This window comes from Nostoc sp. (genome assembly GCF_036917315.1).
Taxonomy (GTDB): Bacteria; Cyanobacteriota; Cyanobacteriia; order Cyanobacteriales; family Nostocaceae; genus Nostoc.
Window position 1 is genome coordinate 1 of the sequence record NZ_JBALDR010000002.1, and the last position, 14,849, is coordinate 14,849.

General features: G+C 42.0%; 11 protein-coding genes. 8 read left to right on the forward strand and 3 right to left on the reverse strand.

All coding sequences use genetic code 11. The features are described 5' to 3' along the window. Window positions 1–106: 106 nt before the first annotated feature. A complete protein-coding gene (locus V7K84_RS00535) occupies window positions 107–1,045 on the reverse strand; it encodes an NAD-dependent epimerase/dehydratase family protein (protein WP_334835384.1) in 939 nt (312 codons plus the stop codon). Between the two features lie 302 nt (window positions 1,046–1,347). Here V7K84_RS00535 and V7K84_RS00540 point away from each other — a divergent pair, with 302 nt between their 5' ends. The 8 genes from V7K84_RS00540 (at window position 1,348) to V7K84_RS00575 (ending at window position 9,318) form a co-directional block, all read left to right on the forward strand. Next, on the forward strand, window positions 1,348–2,502 hold the full coding sequence (locus V7K84_RS00540) for a glycosyltransferase (protein WP_334835386.1): 1,155 nt from the start codon (window positions 1,348–1,350) through the stop codon (window positions 2,500–2,502). Window positions 2,503–2,600: 98 nt separating this feature from the next. Continuing rightward, the gene (locus tag V7K84_RS00545) at window positions 2,601–3,356 is read left to right on the forward strand and encodes a sugar transferase (protein WP_334835954.1); all 756 of its coding nucleotides are present in this window, start codon (window positions 2,601–2,603) and stop codon (window positions 3,354–3,356) included. 479 nt (window positions 3,357–3,835) lie between these two features. After that, window positions 3,836–4,915: a GDP-mannose 4,6-dehydratase gene (gene gmd / locus V7K84_RS00550; RefSeq protein WP_099099379.1), complete on the forward strand. Its 1,080-nt coding sequence runs from the start codon at window positions 3,836–3,838 to the stop codon at window positions 4,913–4,915. A gap of 23 nt (window positions 4,916–4,938) precedes the next feature. Next, the gene (locus tag V7K84_RS00555; RefSeq protein ID WP_334835389.1) at window positions 4,939–5,883 is read left to right on the forward strand and encodes a GDP-L-fucose synthase family protein; all 945 of its coding nucleotides are present in this window, start codon (window positions 4,939–4,941) and stop codon (window positions 5,881–5,883) included. 67 nt (window positions 5,884–5,950) lie between these two features. Continuing rightward, complete coding sequence (locus V7K84_RS00560) at window positions 5,951–6,526, forward strand: 5-formyltetrahydrofolate cyclo-ligase (protein ID WP_334835390.1); 576 nt, start codon at window positions 5,951–5,953, stop codon at window positions 6,524–6,526. 38 nt (window positions 6,527–6,564) lie between these two features. Further along, on the forward strand, window positions 6,565–7,575 hold the full coding sequence (locus tag V7K84_RS00565) for a catalase family protein (protein ID WP_334835392.1): 1,011 nt from the start codon (window positions 6,565–6,567) through the stop codon (window positions 7,573–7,575). 407 nt (window positions 7,576–7,982) lie between these two features. After that, window positions 7,983–8,261 carry a hypothetical protein gene (locus tag V7K84_RS00570; protein ID WP_334835394.1) on the forward strand — a complete coding sequence of 93 codons (279 nt, stop codon included), beginning with the start codon at window positions 7,983–7,985 and terminating at the stop codon, window positions 8,259–8,261. 220 nt (window positions 8,262–8,481) lie between these two features. Further along, the gene (locus V7K84_RS00575) at window positions 8,482–9,318 is read left to right on the forward strand and encodes a carbohydrate ABC transporter permease (protein WP_334716902.1); all 837 of its coding nucleotides are present in this window, start codon (window positions 8,482–8,484) and stop codon (window positions 9,316–9,318) included. Window positions 9,319–9,486: 168 nt separating this feature from the next. On the opposite strand, the gene V7K84_RS00580 is transcribed toward V7K84_RS00575, so the two are convergent. Both V7K84_RS00580 and V7K84_RS00585 read right to left on the reverse strand, forming a co-directional pair. After that, window positions 9,487–10,140: a sugar transferase gene (locus V7K84_RS00580; protein WP_334835396.1), complete on the reverse strand. Its 654-nt coding sequence runs from the start codon at window positions 10,138–10,140 to the stop codon at window positions 9,487–9,489. Window positions 10,141–10,605: 465 nt separating this feature from the next. Continuing rightward, the gene (locus V7K84_RS00585; RefSeq protein WP_334835398.1) at window positions 10,606–14,706 is read right to left on the reverse strand and encodes a hypothetical protein; all 4,101 of its coding nucleotides are present in this window, start codon (window positions 14,704–14,706) and stop codon (window positions 10,606–10,608) included. Window positions 14,707–14,849 lie beyond the last annotated feature (143 nt).

The following is a 14,849-nucleotide window of genomic DNA, read 5'->3' on the forward strand; positions in this document are numbered from 1 at the left end:
TTTTTACTTCTGCTTCATCATAATTCCTTTGCCATTTTTATGGGATGTTTGGTTTCACCCTCTTTTAATTCGCCAACAGTCTCATTCTATTCGCCTTGGCTACTGCTCACAACGCTTGTAAAATCTCCTCATCTACAGAAAAATCAACATCAGCTTTATCTTTTGCATTAGCCAAATAGTCATTTTCTAGAGAGTCTTGTAAACCAGAAATCAAATCATATTCAGGATGCCAGTTTAATTCTGTTTGCGCTTTATTCACCGAAGCAAAGAAATGCTGCACCCGCATCGGAAATGCTTTGCGCTTGCCGAAATCAAACTTTTTCGGGTCGTAGTGGACAATTTTGACAGCATCGGGTGATTTGCCAGCCGCTACAGCGCTAGCACGGGCTAAACCATCAAAAGTGACAAAGCGATCGCCAGAGATATTATAAATCTGTCCTATGGCTTGTTTATTGCCCAAAACCTGAGTCATTGCCAGCGCCAAGTCTTTTACATGACCTAGCTGGGTGATATGCAAGCCATTTCCGGGGATGGGAATGGGGCGATCGCGCACAATTCTGTCAAAAAACCAGCCTTCCAACTCATTATAATTACGAGGCCCGTAGATATAAGTAGGACGAATAGAAGTAAAGGGTAATCGCAATTGAGTCAGATAAGCTTCTGTTTCATGTTTACCCTTATGGCGACTTTTGGGATCTACAGCATCGCCTTCTATGTGGGGCAATTGGTCAGATTTGAGATACACCCCCGCAGAACTCATATACACAAAATGTTGCACTCGGTCTTGAAAAATTTCTGCTAGTGGTTGAGTATCAGTAAGTTCACGCCCGTTATTGTCAAAAATGACATCAAAGTTTTCTTGTGATAACTTTGCCTTTAATTGAGTTGCATCTGTGCGATCGCCTATAATTTGTCCTACTCCCTCTAAAGAAGGTGCTGGCCGATTCCCACGATTGAACAGCACTATTTCGTGTCCTTGTTCCACTAGTAGTTGAGTCAAATAGACACCAATGAACCGAGTACCACCCATAATCAGAATTCGCATAAATTCACCCTTTCTATATCAGTTTTCATCAAAGGATTGGGGACTAGGGAGACAAAGAGAATAACCCATACCCAATGCCTCATGCTCAATGTCTCATGCCTCATACATACCTCATGCCCAATTCCCAATCCCTAATCCCAATCTGAGATTATCAGGTTGCCGCATCCATCTGGAACCTCTGAGGGAAAGATTCCGTCTTATGTGCTAATCTGGGGCGCTTCCCATTAATTAATCACAAGGGGAAACTTTTCAGTTAACGTCATCAAGTTAGCCTTTGTATTTTCCACTTATTCAAGTTAGCTGTGCCCTTGAAATATGCTCTGGTTCATGAGTGGCTAACCCCCAAAGCCACCGGTGGTTCAGAACTCGTTGTACGAGAAATTCTGAATCACATTGATGCTGATTTGTATGCCCTCATAGATTTTGAATCCAGCAATAGAGAAAGTTATTTATATAAGCGTCAAATTGGCAAGACGTTTCTCCAGAACTTTCCCTATGCCCGCAACGGTATACAAAAATACTTGCCCTTGTGGCCCTTGGCAATTGAACAACTTGATTTGCGGCATTATGATGTAATTCTGTCTTCATCCCATGCTGTTGCCAAAGGAATCCTTACCACTCCCGAACAGATGCATATTTGCTACTGTCACAGCCCTATGCGCTATGCCTGGGACTTGACCTTTGATTATCTGCGCCACAACAAACTGGGTAGTGGTTTACCTGGATGGGTGACGCGATATTTATTACATCGTTTGCGCCAGTGGGATGTATTGAGTGCCAATCGCGTTGATTACTTCATTGCCAACTCGCAGCATACAGCTCGGCGGATTTGGCGTTGCTATCGGCGAGAAGCAACAGTCATTTACCCACCAGTGAATATTGCGGAATTTCCGTTTCTGTCTGAGAAAGAGGACTTTTATCTGACAGTTTCTCGGTTAGTCAGTTACAAGCAAATATCGTTGATTGTCAAGGCTTTTAATCAACTAAAACGACCATTAGTAGTCATTGGTACAGGAGATGAAATGAATAAGATTAGCGAGATGGCAAACTCAAATATCCAAATACTCGGTTGGCAACCCGATAATGTGGTAAAAAAATATATGTCTAAGGCTAAGGCGTTTGTGTATGCAGCTTGTGAAGATTTTGGGATTGCCCTAGTCGAAGCACAGGCTTGCGGCACACCAGTAATTGCCTACGGTGCAGGGGGTGCTTTAGAAACAGTGCGAGATATCCGCTTTGGCGCGGATACAGGGACAGGTATATTTTTCAAGACGCAAACAGAGGCGGCTTTGGTGGAGGCAGTAGAAAAGTTTGAAATGTATGAGGGTTCGTTCAATTCCGAGTATATGCGATCGCACGCCGCGCAGTTTTCACCGCAAATCTTTGCAGATCGTTATCTAAATTTTGTAAACAAGTGCAACGAAAAAGACCGTTTTCGGAATGATGGTCTTGATTAACGTCTTATTTTTTTATGCTTTTGGCAATTTCCCCCAGAAGCATCTCATTTTGGCTTTAATATTGGGACTATGTGTGGTGTGGATTATTAAGGAGTATGATGACTGCCCAGAGCTCACTCCTCTCCGGCAAGCGAGGCGTCAGGCAAGAGACTAGAGCGTCTACGCGTTTCTTAAAACGCGGTCAAAAAACAAAGACGCCAAAAGTTAAGCCCAAAGGTTTATCTTTTCAGGGTTTAAACGGAGAGTTAGCCAAACGACTGTTCGATATAGTGTTTTCGCTGTCGGTATTAATTTTGTTCTTCCCTGTCTACTTAATTTTGACCTTGCTGATTGCCTTTAGCTCAGAAGGACCAATTTTCTATGTCCAGGAACGGGTAGGAAAAAATTACAAAGCGTTTAATTGTATTAAATTCCGAACAATGGTAAGCAATGCGGACGAAATCCTCATGCAAATGATGGAAACATCGCCCGAATTGCGGCAAGAATTTGAGAGCAGTTTTAAGCTGAAACAAGACCCCCGGATTACCAAAATTGGTCGATTTTTGCGAATTACTAGCTTAGACGAATTTCCCCAGTTCTGGAACGTTTTAAAAGGGGACATGAGTGTAGTCGGCCCCCGACCCTTGGTAGCAGAAGAACTGCCAAAATACGGTTGTCACATTGACGAGATTTTAACAATCCGTCCAGGAATTACTGGTTTGTGGCAGGTATCTGGGCGTAATGACATTCCCTATCCTCGGAGAGTCCAAATAGACCTGCATTATGTCAAATTTAGGAATTTCTGGCTTGATTTATGGATCATATTGAAAACTGTTGATGTGGTAATTCTAACCAAGAATAACGGTGCATACTGAGTAATTACTTAGGGTGGATTCTGTGGGGCAGTTAATGCCCCTAAGTACAATTCTCCCCTCAAGCTAAAGGATTGCTCATTTTTGTTTCTATAATTTGTGCTTTTCTACTTTTTCTACTTATATTCAGACTTCTGTAAGTGTGGATCTTTGGCACTTTTGCCAGAAGTCTAATTTAAAATGGCTATTTTATTAAGTCTTCATAAAACTAGAGATATATGAAGTTTTGACAAAGAACAATATACATAAAAATAATTTCGATCTATCTGGTAGAAGAAAATATACATAATTAAATAATCTTGAGCTATCTAATGTTGGACTTACGTGCTAGATTACTTTTTGTTAAGTATATTTATTTACGGAAAAAGTCTCATAACCACAATAACTCGTAGGTTTCCCATTAGGCAATTCAGCAATTAATTGCTAGGTTGTATCAGATTGGCTGTAAATTTTTAATCAAAGACAATAAGGGATAATTGAGTATGACGCAACAGAAGCGAGCGTTGATTACTGGTATTACTGGACAAGATGGTTCATATCTAAGTGAGTTTTTGTTGGAACAAGGTTATGAAGTTCATGGCATCATTCGCCGGACTTCTACCTTCAACACAGACCGTATCGACCACATTTACGAAGACCCCCACAAAGAGGGAGTACGGTTGTTTCTTCACTACGGCGACTTGACGGATGGTACAACGTTACGGCGTATTTTAGAAGAAGTAAAGCCAGTAGAAATTTACAACCTCGGCGCTCAATCCCACGTCAGAGTCAGCTTTGATTCACCAGAATACACAGTAGATGCAGTAGGAATGGGGACATTGCGTCTGTTGGAAGCAATTCGAGACTACCAGCATCGTACCGGAATTCAGGTGCGATTTTACCAGGCGGGTTCTTCAGAAATGTACGGTTTAGTACAAGCAATACCTCAAACTGAGACAACGCCCTTTTATCCCCGCAGTCCCTATGCCTGTGCGAAAGTTTACGCTCACTGGCAAACTGTAAATTATCGTGAATCTTATAATTTATTTGCTTGCAACGGTATACTTTTTAACCACGAGTCACCACGACGGGGTGAAACCTTTGTAACCCGCAAAATTACTAGAGCCGTGGCTGGTATTGTTGCTGGTAAGCAGAAAAAGATTTACATGGGTAATCTAGATGCCAAGCGAGATTGGGGCTATGCAAAGGATTACGTCAAAGCAATGTGGTTGATGTTGCAGAAAGATCAGCCAGACGATTATGTAATTTCTACTGGTGAAACCCACTCGGTGCGCGAGTTTTTAGAACTGGCATTTAGTTATGTGAATCTTAATTGGCAAGATTATGTAGAGTTTGATGAGCGTTACCTGCGTCCATCTGAGGTAGAGTTGTTGATTGGCGATTCTACCAAAGCACGGCAGAACTTGGGCTGGACACCATCAGTAACCTTTGAAGAACTAGTTTCCCTAATGGTAGAAGCAGACTTACAAGCATTGGGTCATACTTCACCCAATGGAAAAGGTTCGCAATTTCCAGATGACATTGCGACTATTCGTCAAACACTGGGCGCTTTGCACTTCTGATTCGGCATCACAGAGGATAAAATATGACCGCCTTAGAACTAAAAAATAAACGCATTCTAGTCACTGGTGGGTCGGGGTTTCTAGGCCGTCAGGTGATAGATCAACTGTGTAAAGCAGGAGCCGATCGCGAGAAAATTACAATACCACGATCGCGCGATCGCGATTTGCGTGTCTGGGAAAATAGCCAATTTGCAGTTGACCAGCAAGACATAATCATACATCTAGCAGCTCATGTCGGTGGCATTGGTTTGAACCGCGAAAAACCCGCAGAGTTGTTCTACGATAACTTGATCATGGGAACCCAGCTCATTCATGCTGCTTACCAAGCGGGAGTAGAAAAATTTGTTTGTGTTGGCACAATCTGCGCCTATCCCAAATTCACTCCAGTGCCATTCAAAGAAGACGATCTTTGGAATGGCTACCCAGAGGAAACTAATGCCCCTTACGGAATTGCAAAAAAAGCACTTTTAGTTCAATTGCAATCTTACCGTCAGCAGTACGGTTTTAATGGGATTTACCTACTGCCAGTAAATTTATATGGGCCAGAAGATAACTTCGACCCTGGAAGTTCTCACGTCATTCCAGCATTAGTTCGCAAAGTTCACGAAGCCCAAATTAATGCAGAAAAGCAACTTGCAGTTTGGGGTGATGGCAGTCCCACGCGTGAGTTTCTGTATTCAGAAGATGCAGCGCGGGGGATTGTGATGGGGACCCAATTCTATAACGAATCGGAACCAGTTAACTTGGGAACTGGTTATGAAATCTCCATTCTTGATTTAGTAACTCTAATCTGCGAATTGATGGAGTTTAAGGGGGAAATTGTGTGGCAAACTGATAAGCCTAATGGTCAACCCCGCCGCTGTTTAGATACTGAACGGGCAAAGCAAGCCTTTAATTTCACAGCTCAAGTAAGCTTTGAAGAAGGGCTAAAGAATACCATTGAGTGGTATCGTCAACACGCTGCATAACAATGTTCAGGTGAATGTAGAGTGATAGAAGCTGGGTGATACCCAGCTTATTTTTTTGACTATTTTTATGGACAAAGTTAATCATCAACTAAATAAAGTAGAACTGCGCCGGACTCTACTCAAAACACGTCAATCAATGTCCGTTGGAGAATGGAGAGAAAAAAGCGATCGCATTAGCTCTCATTTACAAAACTCTACTTTCTTTACCCAAGCAAAAACGATACTCGCTTATTTCAGCTTTCGCCAAGAACCTGACCTTAGTCCCCTATTTGCCAACACCAAATACCGTTGGGGATTTTCTCGCTGCGTTAATAAATCCCTGTCTTGGCATATTTGGACACCTAACGATTCTATCCAAAGCGGCGCTTATGGCATTATTGAACCACACCCTGACGCTCCAATCTTAGATGCTGCGGAAGTAGATTTGATTCTTGTACCCAGTGTAGCTTGCGACTATCAAGGATATCGTTTGGGTTATGGCGGTGGATATTACGATCGCTTGCTCAGTTTACCGCAGTGGCAGACAAAGCCGACTATCGGAATTGTCTTTGATTTTGCCTATTTGTCCCAAATACCTATTGAACCTTGGGATAAACCATTACAACATATTTGTACGGAAACCGGATTGACTCGAAAAGGTTGAAGCGTTCAGGATAATGAAGACATCTCATAAAATGTTTTATGACTAACCCAACATCATCTACCACTGAGCAGGAAGCAATAATCGACGATATTATCGCAGGTAGCCTCCAAGCTCAACAAAAAACAGGCCCAGACCTCCGCCAAATTCATAGCAAAAGTCATGGACTCCTTTCGGGAGAGTTTATTATTGAACCAAATCTTGCTGAAGACCTGAAAGTAGGTTTGTTCAAAACGCCCCAAACCTATCCTGTGTGGATTCGTTTCTCTAGTGGTGGTTCGCCTGAAAAACGTGGTAAATTCCACTCCGATAGCCAGCCTGATGTTCGCGGTATTGCCATTAAGGTGATGAATGTGGACGGGCAAAAAGTGCTGGATGATGAAGAAAAAACTCAAGATTTTATACTCAACAATTATCCTATTTTCTTGACCAAAGACGTTCGAGATTACGCCGATCTTTCCAGAGCAGGTAGTGGACAACTTTCCGCAGAACGGCTAGAAGAACTTGGTTACGCCTTTGCTATCTTGCAAAAAATTGGCAGCCACAAGGTAGGAAATCCACTTTTGATTCAATATTGGAGTATGGCTCCGTTTAAGTTTGGTAGTCGCATTGTAAAATTATCTGTAAAATCTCAACAACCCGAACAACCACCAGAAACACTTCCAGAATCAGAAAATTACCTCCGAGAAACGCTGGTCAAATATTTAACGGAAGAAGGTAGAGAAGCTTCTTTTGACTTCCTAATTCAGTTTTATGTAGATGATGAAAAAACGCCGATTGAAGACCACGTTCAGGAATGGCAAGAAGCAGATTCACCGTTTATTAAAGTTGCAACTGTCCGCATTCCCAGTCAGAAATTTGACTTTGAAGAACGCAAACGCTTAGATGAGGGTATATTGTTTTCCCCTTGGCATACACTACTAGAGCATGAGCCTGTTGGCAGTGTGAATCTATCTCGCAAGAGGCTTTACAGCGAACTTGCAAAGTATCGGCGAGAACAAATTGCCCAACGTTCGCGGGAACCACAACCTTATATTGCAGTTGAAGATTAGCTACGATGAATTTGCTTCAAACTGCAAGAATAACCGTTGAAAGTTGTGCGGACAGAAGCTGACTTTATACTAATTGTATGGGATTAGTAAAAATTGAAATACCAAGATTCCCGACTTTTTAAATAAGCCAGGAATCTTGTTTTTAAGGAATGATTTTAACGTGAGTTCGACAAGTCTTATTTGACCTCTCCCCCAGCCCCTCTCCGACGCGGAGAGGGGAGCAAAAAGCTTAATTTTTCCTTGCTCCTCCCTTTCCGTTTCGGAGAGGGAGGCTGGGAGGGAGAGGTTCATCGAACTCACGTGATTTTAAGACTGCTATAGATGGTTTTTATGAGAATAATGGCTTAAGAATATGATAAATATTTAATTTGTGCAACATAATGCCTTTTCTGAATTGGGTACAAACTATGAATAAAGATAATGAATTAACTGAAAAACTGAAGAATATGTTGACTGAATCCGCAGATCAAGAATCTGTCATTAAGTTTTTAAGATTGAGTAATTATTCAAAAGCCGAATCAATTGGAATTTTAAAAAAGGCTTTTGGTCTTTCTCTTATTGAAGCACAAGATATCATTCACAATAGTCAAACATGGAGTGATGTAAAAGAACGTGACGCAAAAATAAACAACGAGTTATGTGATTTTTTAGAAGGATTAGGGAATTCAAAAAGTGAAGAGACTTAATGATATTAATATGTAAATAAATTAAATAACAGAATTAGGTTAATTGCTTTAACCAAACTTTTGATGATAGGTTAGGATAAAATTAATCAAATTCTTAAGTAAAGCTATGTCTGACTCAATTCAGTATGTCTCACTGCTGAAACTTTAACAGTTAATACTTTTTAATTTGAACAGATCATTATTTTATTTTCAATAAAAGACAATTTATCTTATTAATCAAATGCTGAACTGGAAAAAATCACGATCGCAGATTCTGCTAATGTATGCGCTATTGGGAGCGATCGCACTGTTGATGCTCTTTCCTTTACTATGGCTAATTAGTACAGCCTTGAAATCGCCTACGGAAAATATTTTTCAGTCGCCGCCCCAGTTGCTACCGAGTCAACCGACACTAAATAACTTCTCTAGTGTGTGGAACTCTCTACCTTTTGGACAATACCTGTATAACAGTACCTTGGTATCAGTACTGACTGTAGGCTTAAATCTGCTGTTTTGCGCCTTGGCTGCTTATCCGTTGGCAAGATTATCGTTTGTCGGGCGAGACTGGATTTTTGTAGCAATCGTCTCTACGATTATGATTCCCTTCCAAATCGTGATGATTCCCCTCTATATTTTGACAGTCCAGATGGGTTTGAGAAATACTTATTTAGGGATGATTTTTCCGAGTTTAGCTTCTGCCTTTGGCATTTTTCTGTTGCGCCAAGCTTTCATGAGCGTCCCCAAAGAAATAGAAGAAGCCGCTCGGATGGATGGCAGTTCAGAATTAGGATTATGGTGGCATATTATGTTACCAGCAGTTCGCCCAGCACTGGTAACTTTAGCTATTTTCGTATTCATTGGTGCTTGGAGTGACTTTTTGTGGCCTTTAATTGTCATCCAAGACGAAAATTTATACACTCTTCCTTTAGGAGTTGCCAAGCTAGCAGGTACATTTTCCCTTGACTGGCGCTTGGTAGCGGCTGGCTCCGTAATTGCGATCGCCCCAGTATTATTACTATTTTTATTTTTACAACGTTACATTGTACCTACAGAAACAGGTAGCGGCGTCAAGGGTTGAGGCCCAATTCAATAGATTTCTTGCATGAATCAATGAGCTTTCACCCTAAATCCCTCTCCCAAGCTTGGGAGAGGGATTTTGAAATTGTCTCCCAATTTTGGGAGAAGGGGCTGGGGGATGTAGCTTGCTTCCCGCAGGGTGGGCTAGTTTTGCATTCGTGCAATAGGTCTAATAAGCACCAGTCTTTTTAAATACCACCCAGATAGTTTTAATAATCAGACTCAGGTCATAAGTTACGGACCACTTGCGTTGATAATCCATATCCATTTTGACAATGGTTTCAAAGTCTGTAATACTGGAACGCCCATTAGCTTGCCATTCTCCGGTAATGCCTGGTTTGACTCGCAATCTATCCCAGTGGTGTGGATCGTAATTACTGACTTCATCAGGAGTAGGTGGACGAGTACCAACTAAACTCATGTCTCCGATCAGAACATTCCAAAATTGAGGGAATTCATCCAAGCTAGTACGCCGCAAAAATTTACCAACAGGAGTAATGCGAGGATCGTCAACAGATTTAAAAATGTGACCTTTGGCTTGGTTCTCAACCAAATGCTTGAGTTTATCAGCATCGACTATCATGGAGCGGAATTTCCAGATGCGGAAAGTTTTTCCGTTTAAACCACAGCGAATTTGGGAATAAAATATTGGACTTGGCTCATGAATAAAGGTAGCAATTGCTACGGGAATTGCTATCATAAATGTAACAATCAGCCCCACAATGGCTCCAACAATGTCAATTAATCGTTTTCTCACGCTTAACGTTGACGGGTGTGAAGGCTGTTGCAAACAATTAACTGAATAAAGAGAAAGATTATTCACAAGGGCTAACTTAGTTTTATAACAGGAATTTCTACATTAGTAGTGTAGACATAGACATGATTGTTAGGCGATTTTTACTACTGTTGTCGTTACTACCGAGTGTTAATATACACAAATTTTAGCCGATATAAAAACCAAAAACCAAAAATTTACAGAATCTTTCAATTCAAGTGATAGATTGTAAAATTACGGTATTTTATCCATCTAATAAAAACTAATAAAAAGATACTACTATCGTACATATCCCAAAAATTACTGTGTTGAAGTACTAGTAGTAATTCGCAAAATTCCAAATGCTTATGTTATGAGCATTTGGAATTTTGAGTAGTATTCTTATTTCTAACGCGATCTACTAGTACAACACGGCGGAAATAAACCAATCATTCCAAATCAACGAAACCCTTATGCTGTATTCATTTTTAATTTTTAATTTTTAATTTTTAATTCCGCCTTGCGGTACTAGTCTCAACGATCGACCTCTAAGGCAAAATTCACCGTATATGGTTCCTCTAGTGATTGCTGATTACTAGCCTTAATTGCATCTAAATAGCGACGTAAAGATAACAATTGTTGAGAATTGGGGCGATAAGTGAGACTTCCTTGTTTTTCAAAAAGTGGTGCTGTGGCGATCGCCTGATAGTCAGGATTTTCTTGCGAACTCTGGGTAAGCCAGGTTGATTCTGTGACTGAAGGTATCAAACCGGAAGGCAGTTCACCTTCCAAAAAAGCCAGCAGCCTTTGCTGACAAATGCGAGTATTGATCCCACGACCCTCAAATAACTGGATAACTTCACCGAAAGATAAAGGACGGTCTGGTAGCAGTCGCAACAATTCTGTAAATAAGAAATAATCAGTGTATTGTTGCCTGGGTATATCTAAAATCTGGGGATGCAAAGGCAGCATTGCCAAACCATAAGCAACCCGACTGCAATTGGGAGCGCCGTTCTCGCCGAGATATAAATCTTGAATAATTTTAGTGCTGGGGAGTTTTTGCCGTAACCAGCGATTCACCGTCCCGATACAAGCCACTCCACCAGTCAGGATAGCTTGATTAATGGCTTCTGTTGGGATGCCACGAGCTACCAATAACTTGTTGAGTTCTCGGTTCAGGCGGCGGACAAAGGGAATAAATACCTGGCTTTCTAAGTCTCGTCGCTGCAAAACCCACCGCTGATCGGCTAATTCCAGGGTAAAAGAGTCCTGGTGTTGCAAAATCAGTTTTAGGGCTAATGCCGCATCTAATACCGCCTGTCCCAGTAGAGAACTTTCTAGACGCTGCTGGAGACGAATGCGAGCGGTGATATCTGGTTCTCCGACTCTAGGTAGTTCTAATTCTTCCAACCCTAAAGTCTGCCAACGCATTTGGTCTAAACCGGGAATTGACGGTTGCCATTGCCAAGGATTACTCGTAGAAGTTTTGCTATTGCTTGGTGTTTCTAGGCGTGATTGCCGAGATTTCGGTGGCAATAGCAGTTGGCAAATTATATCTTGTTCAATTCCCTTGCCAGCATAAGCAAAACTGTGGAGCATGAAATCACTGTATGTCAGTTGCTGCAAAGTTTCTGGTATATTCACCAGTAACATTTCTGTGGCAGTTGTCCCAATGTTAATCACAAGGGTATTGCCAACAATGGTATGTTCGCTGGTTTTTAGCGGATGAGAACCTTGAGCATCGCTTAGTTTTACTTGCTCACCGTTAACAGCATCAAGTTCTGGGAGTAGACTAGCGATCGCTTCTTCGACAAAAAAGACTTGCTGCGGATGTTGAATGAGTTTGCTAGTGAGTAAAGCTTCCCGCACGTTAAAGCGGTATTGTTCCGACCAGCTAGATGGACAGGTACAAATTACACCAGCAATATTATTGATAATCTGGGGAAAATCTTGTTCGCCGATCCCAACAGCGGCAGCCATTAAACTAGGGGTGGTACTTGTTTTTTCGGATTTGAGGGTTAATAGTAACTTAGAGAGCGATCGCACAACCCAAATTAAAGGCCCTGCCGAAAATTCATTTAATTGCAAAACAGGTTCCCATTTCTGTCGTTCGCTCTTGTAGGGAATGGCTACTTGTAGATAGGGCTTTAACTGCGCCGAGTAGAGATTATTTTTCGTCGGATCTGCTGTCGATCTTGGTGTTGCAGGAGTAGTAGCCGAGCGATCGGGCGCTTTATCTTGGGCAACGGCCGCAGGTGCTGTCTGCTCATGTGCTTCGATAGTTTCGTTTTCACCGTGGGGTACAGAAGCTGTAGGCAGATAAACCTCTGTTGGTAAACGAAACGATTGCTGAAAGGAACTTGTTCCCGGCGGATTTTCTGCTGACCAGTAGATAGGATGTACAACAAAAGTCGAGCGATTTAACAATGCGGCGGAAATTCCTGTTGTACCTAAATCAATTCCTAAATACCAGACTGATTCTAGAATATTGGACGAAACTTCTGGATTATTTATGGAGTGAGCAATTGGAGGCAAAGAACTTTCTGGAACAGGAGTTGTGACTTCCTTTTTTTTTTCAGTTTCTACCTGGGGAACTGCCAAACTGGAGAAAGCAGCAGCTGATGTATTCTCTGCTATTTGGGGATTTTCAGGGGAAGTTGTGGGAATTGTGTCTTGAATGTTATCAAGTAATTCCGAGAAAACACTCAAGTTGTTATCTGGCGGCGACTCAGAATTTAGCTGCCGATCGAAATTAGCCAAATCCCGATCTAATTGCTGCAACTGTTCTTCATCTAAAGAAATATCTGGTATGACTGGAGACTGGTTTGACTCAATAGAAAGTAAGTTTTCTTGGGGTGAAGCAGCAATGTAGTTATCTGAAGACAGTTCGGAGCGATCGCTATTAATTAATACTTCCGATGTGGCGATATCTTCGCTGCGTTCGGGCAGCGTGTCGTAGACAGACGCTTCGGGAACAGTAGGCTCTACCAACGCAATTTCTGCTACTTCTGGAGTCACTGGTGATGTGGTTGTGGCATCATCCACAAAAGATGATACTTCCAGTAATTGCAGTTCGCTATGTGTATCAGGCAATAGGTCAGTTGCTGTAGTTGTGGCATTATCCACAGAAGATGAGACTTCTAAGAATTGCAGTTCACTATTGGCATCAGGTAATAACTCAGTTAGGGTATTAATTGTATCAACGCTAGCTGGCTGAGTGCCGATTTGTGGCAAACTGTCTATTTGTGGAGTAGAGAAGCTAAGAGGTGAATCTAGGGCATTATTCTCTTCAAAAAATAGTTCTTCCTGTGGCTCTGATGAATCTGTAGTTTCGCCTAAAGTCTCTTGAGTAGAAAGACCCATATCTGGAGTCACAACCGCAGAATCCACGGTTGGAGAGACAGGCGGGGTCTGGGCGATGTTCAACGGTGATGGAGAGGCTGTAGAAGCAGATAAGTCATTGATGGGAACATTGAGGCTGGGATTATTAACATCACCAGCATCAAACAAACTGGCGTAAAGTTGGTCTACTTCATCACCAATTGCCGCAGAAATATCTTCCGGTAATTCGGTCGGGGTTTGAGAATATTCAGATGAGTCTACACCAAGCTGCAACAGCACTGCATCTAGATCCTCTGTGAGGGTAGTTTCCTGTTGCTCAATTGCGAGTGGAGATGAAGTTTCTGGCTGTATAAGCTCCAAGGATTGGGGCGCAACTCCAGCAGCAATCTCGGTTGGTTCAGTCAATGATGGTAGTGTCTCAGATTCTTCTCCCAGCAAAGATGACTGCAAACTAGGGGATTCTTGTTGCAAATGCTGGGTCAAATTGTTGACAAAGCTGGCCATCAGCTGTTCGCCTTGCATCCCTTTGCTATGCATTCTTACCAGTGCTTGGGACAGGGATTCGTAATAAGTATTAATATTGCGTTGTAGTGCTTCAAAGACTACATTCACCGTCCCATCTAGTGATAATAGGCGTTGATCCAACTCCCTAGCTAGCTGCGTTAAGCGCTCCACATCATCAGAGGATTCTAATAAAGATTGAGTTGCAGAGGTTGCGTAATTAATTCCTCCAGAAGAACTGGCGGAATTTTCCCTCGTCTGTCCAATCAGTGGTGTTAAAGTTGGCACAAGGCGGCTCATGAGTACCTGTAAAAACTCGGTAATCATTTGCTCCTGGTTTGTTAACTGCTGCGCTAAGGAGTAGTTTTGCAATCGCTTTTGCTCTAGTTGCCGATTTTCTTGTATAAGAGTGGCTCGCTCTTGCAAAAGCAATTCTAATTCCGATCGCAACGGCTGAATCAATCTCGAAAATTCATTATTTAATTGTCCTGCGCCAACAGTACTCGGTTCCTGACTGAGTTCGGGCTGCGGTAGTGGATACTGGTTACGATCGCGATCGATAAATTTTGTTAACAAAGGCGCTTGCGGTTCTTCAGAAGACTGATTTGGGATGCCCCTCTCTAATGCTTCTTTTTCTTGTAACCTCACCAAGAAGTCGCGAATTCGCTCTAAAACTTCTTTAGGCTCTTGTGCCTGACCAGACAGAAACCTAGACAGGCGCTTGCCACCCCTGGCAAGTAAGTTGTCAATGTCTGCGATCAGCTTTTGAATTTCATCTGTACTAAAAGTCACTTTTCTACCTTATATATAAATCTATGTCAAATCATGTGAACAATTACTTTACAATCACCGTACCCCTATGCCTGGATTTCTCACTTGTGAGAAATCCAAGGGGTGTGGGAGGTGTGGGAGGATGGGGAAGAAGTCTTACCCCC

What these genes read in the sequence shown, in the direction of transcription:
- gmd (WP_099099379.1), top strand. Translation starts at nt 3,836, where the DNA reads ATGACGCAACAGAAGCGAGCGTTGATTACTGGTATTACTGGACAAGAT.
- V7K84_RS00545 (WP_334835954.1), top strand. Translation starts at nt 2,601, where the DNA reads ATGACTGCCCAGAGCTCACTCCTCTCCGGCAAGCGAGGCGTCAGGCAA.
- V7K84_RS00555 (WP_334835389.1), top strand. Translation starts at nt 4,939, where the DNA reads ATGACCGCCTTAGAACTAAAAAATAAACGCATTCTAGTCACTGGTGGG.
- V7K84_RS00570 (WP_334835394.1), top strand. Translation starts at nt 7,983, where the DNA reads ATGAATAAAGATAATGAATTAACTGAAAAACTGAAGAATATGTTGACT.
- V7K84_RS00535 (WP_334835384.1), bottom strand. Translation starts at nt 1,045, where the DNA reads ATGCGAATTCTGATTATGGGTGGTACTCGGTTCATTGGTGTCTATTTG.
- V7K84_RS00575 (WP_334716902.1), top strand. Translation starts at nt 8,482, where the DNA reads ATGCTGAACTGGAAAAAATCACGATCGCAGATTCTGCTAATGTATGCG.
- V7K84_RS00560 (WP_334835390.1), top strand. Translation starts at nt 5,951, where the DNA reads ATGGACAAAGTTAATCATCAACTAAATAAAGTAGAACTGCGCCGGACT.
- V7K84_RS00565 (WP_334835392.1), top strand. Translation starts at nt 6,565, where the DNA reads ATGACTAACCCAACATCATCTACCACTGAGCAGGAAGCAATAATCGAC.